Source organism: Zoogloea oleivorans (genome assembly GCF_008107625.1).
GTDB classification, from domain to species: Bacteria; Pseudomonadota; Gammaproteobacteria; order Burkholderiales; family Rhodocyclaceae; genus Zoogloea; species Zoogloea oleivorans.
Genome location: NZ_SDKK01000010.1, coordinates 185,512 through 203,556, shown reverse-complemented (window position 1 = coordinate 203,556; position 18,045 = coordinate 185,512). Strand labels below are relative to the sequence as shown.

Here is an 18,045-nt window from a genome sequence, read left to right as displayed (position 1 = left end):
CAGCGGGGTGTCCTCCGGGGGGGTGAGCACGTCGTCCACGGCGACCGGAACATCGTTCATCGTGCTGATACCTAGGGTGACGGTGGCCGTCGAGATGTCTCCGTCCGCATCGGTGATGGTGTAGGTGAAGCTGTCCGGGCCGTGGTAATTGGGCGCGGGTGTGTAGATGAAGCTGCCGTCCGGCTTGACTATCACGCTGCCGTGGGCCGGGTCGGAGGCCTTGGCCCACACGTTGCCGCCGTCGCCGGACGGGGTGTCGTTGCCGGTGAGGGTGCCGGTCAGCGGGGTGTCCTCCGGGGTGGTGAGCACGTCATCCACGGCGACCGGAACATCGTCCACAGGCGTCACCTGGATGGTCACGATGGCCGTATCGGTTCCGCCGTGGCCATCGCTGATGGTGTAGGTGATCACCGCGGTGCCGTGGAAGTTGGGGGCCGGGATGAAGTCCAGGGTGCCGTCCGGGTTGAGGATGACCGTGCCCTGTTCCGGCGGAAGGGTGGCGGAGGTGACCGTCAGCGGGTCGTTCTCGGGGTCGGAGTCGTTGGACAGCACCGGGATGCCGCGCAGCGGGGTGTCTTCCGGGGTGACGAGGATGCCGTCGTCCACCGCGACCGGAGGGTCGTTCTGACCGTTGATGGTGATGGTCAGGGTGGTGCTGGCGGCGTCACCGTCCTTGTCGGTGACGGTGTAGTCGAAGACTTCGGTCAGGCTGTCGCCCGCGCGCATGGCAGCTACGGCCGGGTGGGTGTTGTCGAGGCTGTAGGTGTAGCTGCCGTCGGCCGCCAGGGTGAGGGTTCCGTAGGCGCCGGCCAGAGGGGCACCGAGCGTACCGGGCGTTGCGCCAAAGCTCACGTTGGTGACCGGGCCGGGGACGCTGTCGGCGCCCAGGCGGTCGGCCACATCACCGGCCGAGCCCGCTGCAAAGACATTGCCCGCGGTGGTGGTGGGGGCGTTGGTGAAGCCTTCGTTCACGCTGTTGGTGTCGGCGTTGGCGGTGGGCTGGTCGTCGACGATGCGGATGGTCAGGGTGCCACTGGCGCTGGTGCCGCCGGCGTCGGTGATCTCCAGGGCCACGACCTCGGTGCTCTCGCTGGCCGCGGGGGTGGTCTGATCCTGGCTCAGGGTGTAGCTGTAGGCGAGGGTGCCGGCGGTCGGGACGCCGCCAACGCTGCTGCCGACCGTGAAACCCGTGAGGGTGATCTCGCCTTCCGGTGTGGCGATGGTGACGGGCGTGGTGCCCAGGGTGTTGAGCTGGGCGAGGCTGATGCTGGTGCCACCGATGGAGATGCTGCTCAGGCCGTCGTCGGCGGTGAGAGTGATGGTGCCGGTGCTGGTCTCGGTGGTATCCGCCACGGTGGTGAGGCCGGCCTCGAACACGGTGGTCTCGCCCGTGGCTGCGCCGTTGCCATCCACCGGGGTGATGGAGGGGCCACCGTCGGTGACGCCGTCGATGGTGATGGTGAGCTGGGCGATGTCGCTGAGGGCGCCGGGATCGGCCAGGGTGTAGGCAAAAACCTCGGTCAGGGTGTCGCCGGTCTTCAGGGCATTGACCGCCGGATTGGCGTTGTCGAGGGTGTAGGTGTAGCTGCCGTCGGTGCCGATGCGCAGGCTGCCATAGAGGCCGGTGACGACGGTGCCGTCGGCACTGGTTGTACCGGCGGCTATGGGGGTCATCGCGCCGCCAGCGGCTTCGGTGCCGATGCGGATGCCGGTGATGCTCAGCTCGGCGTTGGTGTTGTCCTGGTCGTTGTCCTGCCCCGGCGTGCCAGGCTTGACGTTGCCGGCCACCGACGCGGCGCCCTCGGTGATGCTGTTGACGTCGTCCTCTGCCACCGGGGCGTCGGGGACGGATACCACGTTGAGGGTGGTGGTGAGGGTGTTGGAGAGCTGGGTGCCGTTGCTGGCGGCATCGCTGTTGGCGTCCCGGACCTGCCAGCTGATGGTGCGCTGTGCGGTGGACGGGTTTTCGCTGGCGTTGCTGTAGCTGACGGTCTGCAGTGCGGCGAGCACGTTGGCCAGGTCGGTGGCGGCACCGGTGAGGGTCAGCGTGCCGGTGCCGGCGTTGTAGCTCTGGGTCCAGCCGGCAGGAAGGCTGCCGGCAGCCAGGGTGTCACCACTGCCCAGGCCGGTGCTGATCTGCACGCTGGCCGAGACCATCTGGGTGTCGTCCACGTCGGTGAGGGTCCAGCCGGCAGGTTCGAGGAGCAGGGCGGGGTCGTTTTCGGTGAAGGTCAGTGTCGAGCCGGCGCCACCGAGGGCCGGGGTGTCGTTGACGGGCACGATGTTGATGAGCCGCGTCGTCGTGCCGGTGCCCGTGCCGGCGCCGCTGGAGCCGCCGTCGGTGAGGCTGTAGGTGACGGTACGGCTGCGGTTGGCGGGGGTGTCGTTGTTGTTGGGGTCTTCGCTGGTGCTCAGGTAGGTGAGGCTGCGCAGGACGTTCTGGTAGTTGGCAGCGGTGTCGGTGCCGGACAGGGTGAGGATGCCGGTGCCCGCGTCGTAGGTGGCGGTGATGGCGGTGCCCGTGGTGTCCACCGCGAGCACGTCGCCCGGGAGGAAGCCGCTGCTGAGGCTTAGGGTGCCACCGCTCATCTGGGTGTCGTCGGCGTCGCTGAGGGTGATGGCGTTGTCGACGCTGAGGGCCGGATCGTTCTCTGTGTAGAGCTTGGCTGCGCCCGCTGACAGCACGGGGTTGTCCACCACCTGGTTGATGTTGATGAGGATGTTGCCACCGCCTGACAGCTGGCCGCCGCCGCCCTGGTCCTGACCACTGCCGGCAGCGCCGCCGCCGGCGATGTTGGGGTTCTGGTCATTGATGGTGTAGGCGAGGGTGACGGAGGCCGGCGGGGCGTCGCTGCTGTTGCGGTAGGTGACGGCCTGCAACACGCTGTCGGCGATGGCGGCAGTGGCATTGCCGTTGAAGGTGATGGCCAGGGTGCCGCCGGTATTGGTGAAGCTGCCCACCACGGTGCTGCCGTTGCGGATGTTGGCGCCACTGAAGTTGATGCCGGTGGTGCCGCTGCCGGTGACGCCTAAGACGTCCTGGGCGTTTGCGCCGCCCTGGCGTTCGATGCGCAGCACGGCACCGCTCCAGCTCGGGTAAATGTCCAGCTCGGGGTCCACCAGGGTGGCGTTGGCGTCGACGACGATGGCTGCGCCGCCTTCGCTGTAGGTGTTGGTCGAGGTCGCGTCTAGGCCGGCGATGCCGGGAGCTTCGTTCTGGTCGGTGGTGATCAGGGTGAAGGTGTTGGTGGCGGACGTGGGGCCGCTGACGCCCGACGGGAGTTGGGTGCCGCCGTTGTTGCCGTCATCCACCGTCACGCGGAAGGTGATGGCGCCGTTCACGTTGGTGTCGGTGGGCAGGTAGGTGACGGTGGCGAGGGCGGCCAGCAGGTCGGCGCGGCTGCCGGTGAGGACCACATTGCCGGTGTTGCTGGTGACGCTGAGGCCGGTGGTGGTGCCGACCTGGATGGTGCCGTAGTTGGCGGCGCTCAGCTGGGCGTTGAGGGTGACGGTGTAGTTGTCGACGCCCACCTCGAAGCCTGCAACGGCATTGCTGATGTCGGCGGCGTCGTTGAAGCTGATGGTGTTGCCGAGGCCGGTGAACTCGAAGCTGCCGTCAGTGATGTACTTGGTGCCGCTGGGCATGCTCAGCGTGGGGGCGTCGTTCACCGGGTTGATCGCGATGGCGATGGCCGCGCTGTCGTTGCCCGTGCCGCCGCCGTCGATGCCGGTGTTGCCGCCGTCGTCCACCGTGAGGCTCAGGGTGTCATCGCCGTTGTAGTGCGTGGCGCTCTGGTAGTAGAGACTGGTCAGGGCGGCGTTGAGGTCGGTGGCGGAACCTCGCAGGGTGACGGTGTTGGAGCCGACGGCGCCGGCGGTGACGCTGAGGCCGGCGGGGGTGGTCGAACCCGTGCTGCCGAAGTAGATGTGGCTGCCCGCGCCGGCTGTCAGGGTGATGGTGTTGGTGGTGCTGGAGAAAGCGTCCGGATCGGCGAAAGAGAAGCCGGTGATCTGGCTGCGGACGTCCTCATTGACCGTCTGGCTCGGCGTCGGGTTGGTGATGACGGGCGGGTCGTTGGTGTCGGAGGCGGCAACGGCAAAGACCACGCTGGCCACGTTGTTGGTGGCGTCGATGGGGGTGCCGTCGGCGTTGGTGCTGCCGCCGTTGGCGCCGGCGGTGAGGGCGCCGGAGGCATCCCGCAGGCGGTCATCCACGGTGACCTTGATCTTCAGGTTGGCCAGGTCGGGGTCAGAGCCGTTGGTGGCGGCGCGCAGCTGGTTGAGGGCGGACTGGACGTCGGCCAGGCTGCCCTGGAAGACGACGGTATTGTCGCCCGCAACGTTGGTGACGATGACGCCGGCGGGCAGGGCGCCGTTGAAGCTGAGCACGCCGGCGGCAAAGGGGGCATCTGCTGCGTCAAGGAATTCGGCCGTGACCTGCACGAAATCCTGTTCGCCCGCGCCAATGCCGCCCGCCACGTCCAGGTCGGCAAGGGTGATGGCCGGGAGCGCGACCGGGGTGGCGGCCGAATTGACCACCAGGTTGCTGCTGCCCGTCGTGATGGTGGGCTTGTCGTTGGCAGCGGCCAGTTCGATGTTGTAGCGGGACGGCGTCGGGGTGTTGCCCTGGGGGACCGAGGTGATGTCGTTGGAGACGAAATCCCCGTCGCTGACCACATAGTCGAAGAAGTCGGATGAGGTCTCGCTGCCGTTGTGCCGGTAGGTGATCCGGCCGCTGTCCAGGTCGGCCTGGGTGAACACGGAGCCCACAGAGAGGACCGCACCGCCGAGCCGCAGGTTGCCGTTGGCCGGTGCCGTGGTAACCCGGTACTGGCGCTGTTCGGTGGAGTTATCCGTGTCGCCGAAGACCAGGTGGGCGACGCTGTTGGCCGGCAGGCTGGGCGCGCCGGCACCGGTGATGCCGTTGGTGTTGGCGTAGCCTAGGGCGCCGCCAATGGTGGCCGTTGCCCCTTCGATGATGGGGCCGGCTTCGCCCGTGATCAGCTGGGACTTGTGCTGGTATTGCGGCGAGTCGTTGATCGGGGTGAGGGTGATCGGAACGAATAGTTCGGTGCCGGTGCTGGTGTGATTGGTTGCTGTGGCCGTAACTGCAGTGATGCCCTGGTCGTCGATGGGAACAAGCCGGAAGCTGTCGGTGAAGTTCTCGCTGCTGTCGTGGGTGTAAACCAGCTTGCCGGCCGTGAAGTCTGCGGCGCTCACGAAGTCACCCACATTGAGGGTGACGCCGTCGAGGGTCAGGCTGCCGTGGCTGACGTCGCCGGTGATCTGGAAGCGCAGAGTGTTGTCGACGGCGTAGCCGGTTTCGTTGTCGGAGGCCGAGTTGTCGGCATCGGCGAGGACGATGTTGGCCGGTGTGATGGTAAGGCTGCTGCCCTCAGGCCCGAAAATGCGGCTGCCGTTGGTGGCGGTGGGCGTGTCGTTCTGGGGGGTGATGGTTAGGTTGAAGTTGCGGACGGCCGTTTCGGTAGAGCCGTCGGAGACTGAGTAGGTGAAGACGTCGTCGAAGTCTTCGCCGCCGGCATGGACAAAGGTGACGCGCCCGGCATTCACGTCGGCCTGGGTGAAACTGTCGAAGTATTCCAGTGCCGCGCCGTTGAGCCGGATGCTGCCGCTGGTGGGCAGGGAGAGGACCCGGTAGGTCAGCTGCCCGGGTACCGTGTCCGGGTCAGTGGCGGTGAGCTGGGTGTTGTTGAGAGTGATCGTCTCACCCTCAAGCAGGGCTGCGGCGTTGCTGCCGCCGGTGGTCGGCACGACGTTGACCACAGCGGGCAGCGGTACGGGGCTGCCGTCTACGCCGGTGCTCTGCACGTTGATGCTGAAGGTGTTGACCGCCAGCGTGTCGGTGCCCGCCACGTAGATGCCGCCGTCCCGGGGCGTCGGGTAGATGCGGCGGTCGCCGTCCTTGACGGTGAAGCTGATGCTGTCGGTGCGGGGGCTGGCGGAGAGGGTGACGTAGACCAGGCTGCCGCTGGTGATGTCCTGCTGGGTGAAGGTGGCGCCGGCCACCAGCCGGTTGCCGCCCAGGCTGAAGTAGCCCTCAGCCGAGTTGGGAACGGCCGTCAGGGTGTAGGTGAGGCTGCTGTCCGGCGAGTCGGTGTCGGTCACCTGGAGCATGGCCGGGGTGATGACGAGGCTGGTGGCGGTGCCGGTGAGGGTCTGGGAAACATCGGTGGTGAGCACCGGGTCGTTGTTGTTGCCGATGACCCCGATCTGGATGGTAGTGTCGTTGGAGAGGGGGACGCCGGTGCCGCCGCCGCTGTCGGTGATGCGCATTTTGAAGCTGTCGGGCGTACCGGTGGGCTCGCTGCCGTCGTGACTGTAGGTGAGCTTGCTCAGGTCGGCTACGACGAAGGGGCTGCCGACGCTGGCCGAGGCGATGACCACGCCATCGTATTTCAGCGTGCCTTGACCGGGCAGGCTGGTGATGCTGTAAGTGAAGACGGTGTCGTCCGGGTCGGTGCCGGAGATGGCGCCGCGGGGCGTCGATACGGGCGGGACGAGATTGGTGTTGGCGGTCAGGCTGACATCCTGTTCGCCTTCGAAGACGGTGACCGTGCCGGCGATGGAGGGGGCCTGGTTGACAGGGGTGATCTCGACATTGACGGCACGACTCAGGAGCAGACCACCGGCGCCGTCATCGACGGTGATGAGGAAGGTGTCGGTAGTGGGGGCGAGCACCTGGTTGCCGTTGTGGGTGTAGCTGAGCTGGGCGATCTGGCTGACGGCGAAGGTCGAGCCGACCGACAGTTCGTTGCCGCCGAGCTTGAGTACCCCCCGGCCGGGTAGCCCGGCTACTTTTATGATGACCTGGTTTTGGGTGTTGTCCACGTCCGAGAGGCCCAGGTTGATCTGGGTGAAGCCTGTCGGGCCCACGTTGGTGGCTGCGCTGAAGCTGGTTGTGCCACCTTCCGGGACGGACAGGGGCGTGCCACCGGCCAGCACCGGGACATCGTTGGTTGGCGTGATGGCCAGGTTGACCGTACGGTTCACCGTCGTGGTGCCGTCGTTGGTGGAAATGGTGAAGTCGGCCGCACCGCTGGCTTCCGCCAGACCACGGAAATTCATGCCGTTGATGGCCGTGTTGACGTCCGCCAGGGTGCCGCTGAAGCTGATCGAGCCCGTGCCGTTGCCGGTGAGGCCGATGAGCCCGGTGGTGCTGGCGAGGGTCAGGGTGCCGGTGGTGGAACTGAGGGTGACGGTCTGGTTGTTGCCGTCGCCATCGGCGAGGGTGATGCCGCTGATGGTGATGTCGCTGTCCTCGGTGCCGCTGCGGGTGGCACTGATGCTATCGGTGATGGTCGGGGCCGCCAGCAGGCCGTCCAGCCCGCTGAGGGCGAGGGCGCTGGCTTCGATGGCGCCCGCGGTGGCTTCCAGCGTGGTGTTGCCACCGCTGCCGATGGAGCCGGTGAGGTCGGTGGAGGCCGCCACGTCGGCGCCGGTAAGGGCCGCCAGGCGGTCGATGAAGGCGCTGCCCTGGCTTGCCACGTCGCAGCCGTAGATCAGAATGTCGGCGCTGGAGCTGAGGTGGCTGCCGATGGCGGCAAGCTCGCTGCGGAAGCCCTCCAGGCTGGCGGTGTCGAGGCTCTGGTTACCTAGCACGATCTGGTCGGCCGAGCCGTGGCTGACGAGGTGCAGGGTGGTGATGTCGTCCCGACTGCCCAGGGCGTCGGCGATCTGTTCGAGGCCGGAGCGGCTTGGGTCGAGAACCAGGACTTCGCTGCCGGCGGGCAGGCCGGCGACGAGCTCCTGCCAGCCGCGTACGGCAGGGTCGACAATCACCAGGCCGGTGCTGCCCGCCCGCTCGGCGGTGTTGCCCGGCAGGTCGGCGGTGGTGCCCTGTCGCTGGCCGTCGTCGTCGCGATCCGTGGTGGTGGCGGTGTCGTCGTGCTGGTCGACGGTGACCGGCGCGGCGCCATCGAAGAGATGGCGGGGTTCAAGAGCGAGGCGGTGGGAGACGGGACGAAGCGACTTCTGAGCGACTCTTGTGGACATTTCAACACCTCGCGCCGGGCGGCACGTTTGTGATTATCGGAATGGGAGCGTGGGTCTTGCGAATCAATGCACCCCGATGCGTCGGGGGGTGAAATCCTTACAGGCAGCGGCGTAACGCATTAAAGTCGAATATCGGAAGCTGAGCCTCATGCTTGAGGGCTGCGATCGGCGGAGTTACAAGATTTAACATAGGCAGGGTGCGTATTCTGACCGCAATCGCAACGTGGAGAAAGAACATATGAAACCCATGCAGGGTGTGAAGGTGCTTGAACTCGGTACCTTGATCGCAGGGCCCTTCTGTACACGCATTCTTGGGGAGTTCGGGGCGGATGTCATCAAGGTGGAGTCGCCTGATGGCGGTGATCCGCTGCGCCAGTGGCGCAAGCTGCATCGGGGGACGTCCCTGTGGTGGTCAGTTCAGGCGCGTAACAAGAAATCCCTGACGGTCAATCTGAAGCATCCGGAGGGGCTGGCCATTGTTCGTCAACTGGCGGCCGAGGCCGACATCGTGGTGGAGAACTTCCGCCCTGGCGTGCTCGAGAAGCTCGGGTTGGGCTGGGACGTTCTGTCGGCGGCCAATCCAGGGCTGGTGATGGTGCGCCTGTCCGGCTTTGGCCAGACCGGACCTTACAAGGACCGGCCGGGCTTTGGGGCGATTGGTGAATCCATGGGCGGGTTGCGCTACATCACGGGTTTTCCGGACCGCCCACCGGTGCGCACCGGGATTTCCATCGGCGATTCGATTGCGGCGCTGTGGGCCGCGATCGGCGCGCTGATGGCCCTGCGCCACCGGGAGGTGAATGGTGGCGTGGGGCAGGTGGTGGATGTGGCGCTCTACGAGGCGGTGTTTGCGATGATGGAAAGCATGGTGCCGGAGTTCGACGTGGCGGGTTTCATGCGCGAGCGTACCGGCAACATCATGCCGGGCATCACGCCCTCGAACACGCATACAACAAGGGATGGTCGTCACGTCATTATCGGCGGCAATGGCGATGCGATCTTCAACCGGTTGATGCGCGCCATCGGTCGCCCTGATCTGGCCGAGGCGCCGGATCTGGTCAGCAATGCCGGGCGTGATCTGCGTGCTGCCGAAATCTACACGGTCATCGACGCCTGGGTGGCCGCCCGGGATGGTGATGCGGTGCTGGCTGCCATGGAGGCGGCCGAGGTGCCGGCGAGTTCGGTGTTTTCGGTGGCCGACATGTTCCGCGATGCCCAGTTCGCCGCGCGCGGCATGCTGGAGGAGGCCTCTTTGCCCGACGGCCAGCCTCTGCGCATTCCCGGTGTAGTGCCGAAGCTTTCCGCTACGCCGGGTGCCACCGAATGGCTGGGGCCAAAACTTGGAGAGCATACTGACGAGATTCTTGCTGGCCTGGGTTACAGCCCGGAGAAAATTGCTGCGTTACGCGCCGATGGGGCAATTTGACGTGTTGGTAACCCGGCCGGAAGGGTAGGCGGGGTATCATTCCTGCATTCTCCATTCACCCGGAAGTGTGCATGCCCACCATTCTTGTCACCGGCGGTGCCGGCTATATCGGCTCGCATACCTGCGTCGAGCTTCTTGCTGCAGGTTATGACGTTGTTGTTGTTGATAATTTGTCCAACAGCAAGCCCGAGGCGCTCAAGCGCGTGGAGGAAATTGCCGGGCGCAAGCTGGCCGCCTTTTACCGGGCCGATATCCGCGACAAGGCGGCGTTGCGTGCGCTTTTCGGCGCCCACCCGATTGATGCGGTGATTCACTTTGCGGCGCTCAAGGCGGTTGGCGAGTCGGTGGCCAAGCCGCTGATGTATTACGACAACAATATCGCCGGCACGGTGGCGCTGGCCGAGGTGATGGCTGAGGCGGGTGTCAAGTCGCTGGTCTTCAGTTCTTCCGCAACGGTGTATGGTGATCCAGCCAGTGTGCCGATTCGCGAGGACTTTCCCACCGGTCCGACCAATCCCTACGGGCGTACCAAGTGGATGATGGAGCTTGTGCTGTCCGACCTGGCGGCGGCCGATCCGGAATGGCGTGTCGCGCTGCTGCGCTACTTCAACCCGGTGGGCGCCCATGCCAGCGGTCGTATCGGGGAGGACCCGAACGGTCTGCCCAACAACCTGATGCCCTATGTGAGCCAGGTGGCTGTTGGGCGTCTGCCGCAGTTGCGGGTTTTCGGTGGGGATTACGCCACACCGGATGGCACGGGAGTGCGTGATTACATTCACGTGGTGGACCTGGCTGTCGGGCACGTGGCGGCGGTACGCAGGCTGTCGGAACGGACGGGCGTGCTGACGGTCAACCTCGGTACGGGGCAGGGCTACAGCGTCATCGACGTGGTCAATGCCTTCGAGAAGGCCAGTGGCCGTCCGGTGCCCTACGAGATTGCCCCTCGACGTCCGGGTGACGTGGCCCAGTGTTACGCAGAGCCGACGCTGGCCGAAACGGAGTTGGGCTGGCGGGCCACTCGCGGGATCGAGGAGATGTGCGCCGATGCCTGGCGCTGGCAGAGTTCCAATCCACAGGGATACCCCGATTGAGTCAATCAGACATGCCGGTCAGTGATGCCCTCAACGTCCTTGGTGAAGCGCTTCTTGCCTGCAGCTACGATCCGCTCACCGGCTGGATGCGTAGCGGTTGCTGCGAATCTGATCCGGATGACATGGGGCGCCATCACGTGTGCGTGAAGGTGACGGCCGAGTTCCTCGGCTTCAGTGCGTTGCGCGGGAATGATTTGTCCACGCCGCGTCCCGAGTTCCGTTTTGCCGGCCTCAAGCCCGGCGACCGCTGGTGCTTGTGTGCGTTGCGCTGGCGGGAGGCGTGGGAGGCTGGCTGTGCGCCGCCGGTGGTGCTGGCAGCAACCCACATGGCCGCACTGGAGGTCATTCCCCTCGACGCTCTCAAACGCTACGCATACGAGCCTTAGCGTTGAGGGGCGCTCCCCTTAAAGTCCGGCAACCCACTCCAGCAGGGCATCCTGGGCGTCCCGGGCGGCTCCGGCATTGGGGTGGTTGATCATCAGCACCACCGCGTAACGATGGCCGTTGCGGGCCAGCACGTAGCCGGCCATGCTGCGCACGCCGTCCAGTGTGCCCGTCTTGACGTGGGCATAACCTGCGGCCGGACTGTTGGCGACGCGCCGACGGGCGGTGCCGTCGCGACCGGCGATGGGGAGCGAAGAGAGTAGTTCGGGCATTGTCGGGCTGTGCCAGGCGGCGACGAGCACCTGACCCAGCGTGTTCGCCGTGATCCGTTCGGTGCGGGACAGTCCGGCGCCGTTTTCCACCACCAGACCGTCTGTGGCCACTCCGCTGGCGGCGAGGGTGCGCTGGACCCGTCGGGCGCCCGCCGACGGGGCGTCCTGGTCCGGCTCGGCGCTTGCGCCCAGTGTCGCCAGTACGTGGCGGGCAATCACGTTGTTCGACCACTTGTTCATGTCGCGCAGTACTTCCGGCAGGCTCGGCGACACCGATTCGGCCAGTGGGCGGGCATCTGGCGGCGTTCGGCCATCCCGAAAGCGCCCGCTGATCTCGCCACCCAGCTCTTGCCACAGGGTGCGAAACATCCCCTCGAAGAGCTGCCGGGGCGGAAGTGGGGCGAGGTTCCAGTCGAAAACTTCGCTGCAACTCGGGGGCAGGCTGCCGTCCAGGGTGAGGAGGGTGCCGGCAATGGTGTCTGTCGCCGTTGCCGTCAGATGGGTTAGGGGATCGGTGCAGTTGCCATTGCCGTTGCGCCGGATGCGGTTGTTCAGAAGTAGCCCGGCAGGGAGCGGATCGGTACCGACGGTGGCGCCCGTGGTCATGGGGGTGACGCGTAGCTGGATCGCGCCGTAATCGACGGTCAGGGTATCGGCGCCGACGTTGTAGGGGCGCAGCGGGCGCTGGTCAAAGGCGGCAGGGTCGTGGGGCGGCAGGCGGAAAAGGTTGCGGTCGGTGATCACGTCTCCGTCGATGTGGCGGATGCCGCGGTTGCGCAGATCCCGCAGCAGTAGCCAGAGGCGTTCGCGCGACAGACGTGGATCGCCGCTGCCGACGATGAAGAGATTGCCGTTCAGCGTCTCGGTGCGGATATCCCCGCTGGCGGCGATGCGCGTCTTCCATGTGAAGCTCGGGCCGAGCTGGTCGAGGGCGACGTAGGCTGTGACGAGTTTCATCACCGAGGCCGGGTTCATCGCTTCGCCGGTTCGGTGGCTCACCAGGGCGGCAGAGCCATCGAGATCCCGGACCAGGAGACTGGTGGCGCTGCGGGGAATGCCTGCTCGTGTCAGGCTGGCGTCAAGATTTGCCGGCCAGGCTTCCCCGTGGGCCTGACAGGTGCCGGCCAGCAGGGTCATGGCGCAGGCGAGATGAAGGAGGCGGTCGGAGGGGGGCATTGGAGGTGTGGGGCGGGCGCGGAAAGAGGGCTGCACAGGCGCCGATTATGCCGCTCCCGCCATTTGAGGTGCTTGTTGCGATGCAAAAAAACAGTCGATCAGGATGCCAGTACAGTTTTTTTTGAGCTTTCTTGAAAATCTTGTTTTTGGATAATTTCCAATGCTGGCGCGGGTTTAGCGCGATAGGCCTTTTTTTGGGTACGGGTTTTCGCTATACTCCGCGAGTTTTCCGTATTGCGATCTTCGAAGTCTCTTTTACTGAGGTTAGTGGGCCATGAGCGTGGATCATAAAGTGGATGCGGGTCGGCGCCAGCTGTTGCTGGCGACATCGGCTGCGGGAGGCGTGGCCGTTGCGGCTGTGGCCGTTCCGTTCGTCGGGAGCCTTACGCCATCCGAACGAGCAAAGGCAGCCGGTGCGCCGGTTGAAGTGGATATCAGCAAGCTGCAGCCCGGTCAGATGATGACTGTCGAGTGGCGCGGCAAGCCGGTATGGATTATCAACCGGACCAAGGAGATGCTGGATTCGCTGAAGAAGACCGATGGCGAAGTCAGCGATCCCAACTCCGACAAGCCGATGCAACCGGAGTACGCCAAGAACGAAACCCGCTCCATCAAGCCGGAAATCCTGGTGGCGGTTGGCATCTGTACGCACCTGGGTTGTTCCCCGTCGGACAAGTTCAAGACCGGTCCTGAAAGCGGCGTCAGCGCCGACTGGCCGGGCGGGTTTCTGTGCCCCTGTCACGGCTCGACCTTCGACCTGGCTGGTCGCGTCTACAAGAGCAAGCCGGCACCGGACAACCTCGAGATTCCGCCGCACAAGTACCTGGCCGACACCAAGATCTTGATCGGCGACGACGGAAAGGCATAAACGATGACCACCAAAGCTCAAGCGGTATTGGACTGGGTTGACGAACGTTTCCCGTTGACCTCCTCCATCAAGGGGCACCTCACCGAGTACTACGCCCCCAAGAACTTCAACTTCTGGTATTTCTTTGGTTCCCTGGCGCTGTTGGTGCTGGTGATCCAGATCGTTACCGGCATCTTCCTCGTGATGCACTACAAGCCGGATGCCTCCCTGAACGCCTCTGGTGTGCCGGTGGCTTTCGCCTCCGTCGAATACATCATGCGTGATGTGCCGGGTGGCTGGATCATCCGTTACATGCACTCGACGGGCGCTTCGGCGTTCTTTGTGGTGGTGTACCTGCACATGTTCCGCGGCCTGCTCTACGGTTCCTACCGCAAGCCCCGCGAGCTGATCTGGATCTTCGGCACGCTGATCTTCCTGGCGCTGATGGCTGAAGCCTTCATGGGTTACCTGCTGCCCTGGGGCCAGATGTCCTTCTGGGGTGCGCAGGTGATCGTGAACCTGTTCTCCGCGATTCCCGTTATCGGTCCCGACCTTTCCGTCGTGATCCGTGGCGACTTCGTGGTGTCCGACGCGACCCTGAACCGCTTCTTCTCCTTCCACGTCATCGCCGTGCCGCTGATCCTCATCGGTCTGGTGGTTGCCCACATCGTTGCCCTGCACGAAGTCGGCTCCAACAACCCCGACGGTGTCGAAATCAAGAAGAAGAAGGGCGCCGATGGCCACCCGCTGGACGGCATTCCGTTCCATCCGTACTACACCGTCAAGGACATCGTTGGTGTGGTTGGCTTCCTGATCGTTTTCTCCTTCATCGTGTTCTTTGCGCCTGAAGGCGGCGGCTACTTCCTGGAGTTCAACAACTTCGTCCCGGCTGATCCGCTGAAGACTCCGCCGCACATTGCGCCGGTCTGGTACTTCACGCCGTTCTACTCGCTGCTGCGTGCGATGGTGTGGCCGCTGCTGGGTATTGATGCCAAGTTCTGGGGTGTCGTGGCGATGGGTGGTGGCGTGGTGATCATTGCCTTCCTGCCGTGGCTGGACCGCAGCCCGGTCAAGTCGATCCGCTATCGCGGCCCGATTTACAAGTCGATGCTGACCGCCTTTGTCATTGCTTTCTTCATCCTGGGTTTCCTCGGTACACAACCGCCGTCCTACGCCTTCTTTGGCGTGATTCCGGGTGCTCCTGTGGCCCAGTTGCTGAGCCTGTTCTACTTCCTCTTCTTCCTCACGATGCCTTGGTGGTCGAAGATCGACAAGTGCAAGCCCGAACCTGATCGGGTTACCGGTTAATGAGGATGAAAGCCATGAAAAAATTTCTGACAGCTCTCCTGTTTGCGCCGCTGCTGGCAGTGGCGAGTGGCGCTGAAGTGCACCTCGACAAGGCGCCGGTGTCCACCGACCCGGCAGCCCTGCAGAATGGCGCCAAGCTCTTCGTCAATTACTGCCTGAACTGCCACGGCGCCAGCTACATGCGCTACAACCGGCTGGAACAGATCGGTTTGTCCGAACAGATGATTCGCGACAACCTGATGTTTACTGCCGACAAGATCGGTGAGCCGATGCGTATCGCGATGCAGCGTGACGAGGCCAAGCAGTGGTTCGGTGCGGCACCGCCCGATCTGACCGTGATTGCCCGCTCGCGTGCTTCCGAAGTCGGCAGCGGCGCCGACTGGCTGTACACCTACCTGCGTGGTTTCTACCGTGACGACACCCGTCCGACCGGCTGGAACAACGTGATCTTCGAAAACGTGGGTATGCCCCACGTTCTCTACGAACTGCAAGGTGAGCAGCGCGGCAAGGTTGTCGAACACGAAGACAGTCACGGCAACAAGACCAAGACCATTCAGGTTGAACCGGGCAAGCCCGGCAAGATGTCTGCCGAAGAGTACGACAAGGCGACTGCCGACCTCGTCTCCTACCTGGTGTGGATGGGTGAGCCGATGGCTGGTGCTCGCAAGACCATCGGTACCTTCGTGATTGCTTTCCTTGGCCTTCTCTTTGTTCTCTCCTATCTTCTCAAGAAGAACTACTGGAGAGACATCCATTAATCGGTAGTTTTTTATCGATGCAGTCTCTTGCCATCATTGAGCAAGACGCACCACGCGCTCGGCGCGTGGTGCGTGATACCGAGTATTTGTGGGGTAACACAACAATGATGAATTTGTATTCCGGAACGACAGATCCTTTTAGTCACCGGTGCCGTATCGTGCTCTTTGAAAAGGGCATGGATTTCCAGGTGATTGATGTCGATCTCTTCAACAAGCCGGAAGACATCGCCGTCATCAACCCGTACAACCGGGTTCCTGTGCTGGTTGATCGTGACCTCGTGCTTTACGAGTCGAACATCATCAACGAGTACATCGACGAGCGTTTCCCGCATCCCCAGCTGATGCCGCCCGATCCCATCATGCGTGCACGGGCTCGCCAGTTGCTGCATACCTTCGAGCACGAGTTGTTCTCCCATATTGACGTACTTGAGAAAAATGCCAAGTCGGCCGAAAAGGAACGTGCTCACGTACGCGACCAGCTGACCCAGCTCGCCCCCATGTTCACCAAGCAGAAGTTCCTGCTGGGTGACGAGTTCTCCATGCTTGACGTGGCGATTGCTCCGCTGTTGTGGCGTCTCGATCACTACGGCATTGAGCTGCCCCGTTCGGCTGCACCCCTGATGAAGTACGCGGAACGTATCTTCAGCCGGCAAGGTTTCATCGATGCGATGACTCCGTCCGAAAAGGTTATGCGGCGCTAAGCGCAATCCGGGGTCGCACTCTCCTGCGGCCCCACTTGTGGCCCCTCTTTTGGCCTCATTCGCTGGAAGGTCCACGTCATGAGTGAAATCTCCACCAAGCCCTATCTGATCCGCGCCATTTTCCAGTGGTGTGTCGATCAGGGATTTGCCCCTTACCTCGCGGTTGCAGTCGATAACCGGACGACGGTTCCGCGTAATTTTGTGCAGGACGGGCAGATCGTGCTCAATATCAGCCCTGACGCTACGCAGAGTCTGGTCATGGGCAACGAACTGATCGCCTTTCAGGCCCGTTTTGGCGGAATCGCCCAGAATATCTCCGTTCCTGTGGATAGCGTTTCGGCAATCTATGCGCGCGAGAACGGTCACGGAATGGCGTTTGAAGTGTCGGCCTTGCCGTCCGGCGATGCCGCCGATACTGACGTCAATATCGAATCGCTCCCGTCTGCTGTTTCGTCGCCGCTGACGGATGACGTACCGGAGCCGCCCAAGGGTGGCGGCCGGAGTCATCTGAAACTTGTCAAATAAGTCTGGCTTGACCCCGTGATGCTTGATCTCGCTCAGGGAGCGGGGCAATTGTCTCGGGTAGAGTCCGCAAATTTTCACCCCTGAGGTTTTCGATCATGGCTGCCATGGAATGGACTGACAAACTTGCACTTGGCTTGGGCCCGATGGACCAGACCCACCAGGAGTTTGTCGAAGCCTACAACCGTCTGCTGGGTGTTTCCGGCGAAGCCTTGCTGACTGCAATGGACGAGTTCATTGCCCATTCGGTCGAGCACTTCGAGCAGGAAAACCGCTGGATGGAAAAAGTTGGTTTTCCCGGCTGCCACAAGGCCGAGCATGACCGGGTCCTGGCGGTCTGCCTGGATGTGCGCAAGCGCATGGAGCGTGGCGATTCTGCTCTTGGCCGGCAATTGATCCAGGAGTTGCCCCTGTGGTTCGACAACCATGTGGCTTCCATGGATGCGGCGCTCGCGGCTTACCTTGAATCGATCGGTTTCGACACCGAGACCGGTGAAGTGCGTAACCCGCCCAAGGCGGATTGCGAAGACGGTTCTTCTGCCTGCTGCACGCCGCCAGCAGCAACCCAACCGGCCTGATCTTATATTCAGGGCTTCCGCGCCCTAAAGTCATCCTCGTTTCGTGACGATATGACCATGACTTTTACACCGAGATCGGGTCAGTGATGTCATTCGTTCGTGTTAATAACGGCGACCTGGAGCTTGGCAAGCCGGTTCCATGGCCTCTCTATGACGACAAGAAGCAACTTCTGCTGGCTCGGGGGGTTATGCTTGAGACGGATAGCCAGAAGAAGGCCTTGCTGGAGCGGGGGCTCTTTCGCAAGTTGCCGGTCAGCGATAGCCGTGCGAGTCCCGAAAGCGGAGGCCGTCCGGCCGATGACATGTGCAGCTTCGACGAGATCAAGCTCGATATCGGCGATACCCTTCAACTGCAGACACAGAGTGAGTCCGGGCAGTCTCGCTACTACGTCAAGCTGATCGGTTACCTCAAAGGGAAGAGCGTGCTGGTGACGACGCCGACCCAGGATGGCAAGGTCTTGCTGATGCGCGAGGGGCAGGCTTTTGTGGTCCGGATGTTCTCCGGGAAAAGTGTCTATGCTTTCGGGACGACGATTTTCAAGGTCGCCAACGTTCCCTTTCCCCATCTCCATCTCACTTATCCGGCCCAGGTACGCGGCCTGGTCGTGCGCCGTGGTGCGCGGGCACGGGTCAATCTGATTGCCGCGGTTACTGGTGCAGACGGTCGTTCCCATGCGGCAACGCTGCTCGACTTGAGTACCGGTGGTGCAATGTTGATCGCCAAGTCGCCGATGGGGGGCAAGGATGACCGGGTCGCCATCAAGTTCCGGGTCATCGTTGGCGACGTGGAGCAATACCTGACCATTCCGGCAGTGTTGAGGGCGGTCCATGCCACCGCTACGGCCGAAGGTGAGGCGCCGCAGGTCAATCACGGCGTGCAGTTCGAGGACCTGCCCCACGCGGAGCATGTGGTCCTCTCGGCCTTTGTCTATCGCGTGCTTTTCGAGGAGTCGGCCGAAGGCTGATTGC

The 18,045-nt window shown here is 63.6% G+C and carries 12 protein-coding genes; 10 read left to right on the top strand and 2 right to left on the bottom strand.

Going from position 1 to position 18,045, the window contains the following annotated elements:
- On the bottom strand, positions 1–8,013 hold an 8,013-nt coding region (locus tag ETQ85_RS12385; protein WP_148579376.1), incomplete at its 3' end, for a cadherin-like domain-containing protein.
- Positions 8,014–8,251: 238 nt separating this feature from the next.
- Between ETQ85_RS12385 and ETQ85_RS12380 the strand changes: the two genes are divergently transcribed.
- The 3 genes from ETQ85_RS12380 (at position 8,252) to ETQ85_RS12370 (ending at position 10,916) form a co-directional block, all read left to right on the top strand.
- Positions 8,252–9,439: a CaiB/BaiF CoA transferase family protein gene (locus tag ETQ85_RS12380; protein ID WP_148579375.1), complete on the top strand. Its 1,188-nt coding sequence runs from the start codon at positions 8,252–8,254 to the stop codon at positions 9,437–9,439.
- Between the two features lie 71 nt (positions 9,440–9,510).
- A complete protein-coding gene (galE, locus tag ETQ85_RS12375) occupies positions 9,511–10,530 on the top strand; it encodes a UDP-glucose 4-epimerase GalE (RefSeq protein WP_148579374.1) in 1,020 nt (339 codons plus the stop codon).
- An 11-nt stretch (positions 10,531–10,541) separates the two neighbouring features.
- Positions 10,542–10,916 carry a DUF2237 family protein gene (locus tag ETQ85_RS12370; protein ID WP_148579400.1) on the top strand — a complete coding sequence of 125 codons (375 nt, stop codon included), beginning with the start codon at positions 10,542–10,544 and terminating at the stop codon, positions 10,914–10,916.
- Positions 10,917–10,934: 18 nt separating this feature from the next.
- On the opposite strand, the gene dacB is transcribed toward ETQ85_RS12370, so the two are convergent.
- Positions 10,935–12,362 (bottom strand): D-alanyl-D-alanine carboxypeptidase/D-alanyl-D-alanine endopeptidase, encoded by a 1,428-nt coding sequence (gene dacB, locus ETQ85_RS12365; protein ID WP_246128754.1) that lies wholly within the window; start codon positions 12,360–12,362, stop codon positions 10,935–10,937.
- A gap of 274 nt (positions 12,363–12,636) precedes the next feature.
- Between dacB and petA the strand changes: the two genes are divergently transcribed.
- The 7 genes from petA (at position 12,637) to ETQ85_RS12330 (ending at position 18,041) form a co-directional block, all read left to right on the top strand.
- Complete coding sequence (gene petA / locus ETQ85_RS12360; protein WP_148579373.1) at positions 12,637–13,230, top strand: ubiquinol-cytochrome c reductase iron-sulfur subunit; 594 nt, start codon at positions 12,637–12,639, stop codon at positions 13,228–13,230.
- Positions 13,231–13,233: 3 nt separating this feature from the next.
- A complete protein-coding gene (locus ETQ85_RS12355) occupies positions 13,234–14,517 on the top strand; it encodes a cytochrome b (RefSeq protein ID WP_148579372.1) in 1,284 nt (427 codons plus the stop codon).
- A 14-nt stretch (positions 14,518–14,531) separates the two neighbouring features.
- Positions 14,532–15,275 (top strand): cytochrome c1, encoded by a 744-nt coding sequence (locus ETQ85_RS12350; RefSeq protein WP_246128753.1) that lies wholly within the window; start codon positions 14,532–14,534, stop codon positions 15,273–15,275.
- Between the two features lie 104 nt (positions 15,276–15,379).
- Entirely contained in the window at positions 15,380–15,976 is a 597-nt protein-coding gene (locus ETQ85_RS12345; protein WP_148579398.1) for a glutathione S-transferase N-terminal domain-containing protein, read from the top strand.
- Positions 15,977–16,054: 78 nt separating this feature from the next.
- The gene (locus ETQ85_RS12340) at positions 16,055–16,501 is read left to right on the top strand and encodes a ClpXP protease specificity-enhancing factor (RefSeq protein ID WP_148579370.1); all 447 of its coding nucleotides are present in this window, start codon (positions 16,055–16,057) and stop codon (positions 16,499–16,501) included.
- A gap of 95 nt (positions 16,502–16,596) precedes the next feature.
- Positions 16,597–17,076, top strand: a complete 480-nt coding sequence (locus ETQ85_RS12335) for a hemerythrin domain-containing protein (protein WP_148579369.1) — start codon at positions 16,597–16,599, stop codon at positions 17,074–17,076.
- An 86-nt stretch (positions 17,077–17,162) separates the two neighbouring features.
- Complete coding sequence (locus tag ETQ85_RS12330; RefSeq protein WP_148579368.1) at positions 17,163–18,041, top strand: flagellar brake protein; 879 nt, start codon at positions 17,163–17,165, stop codon at positions 18,039–18,041.
- Positions 18,042–18,045 lie beyond the last annotated feature (4 nt).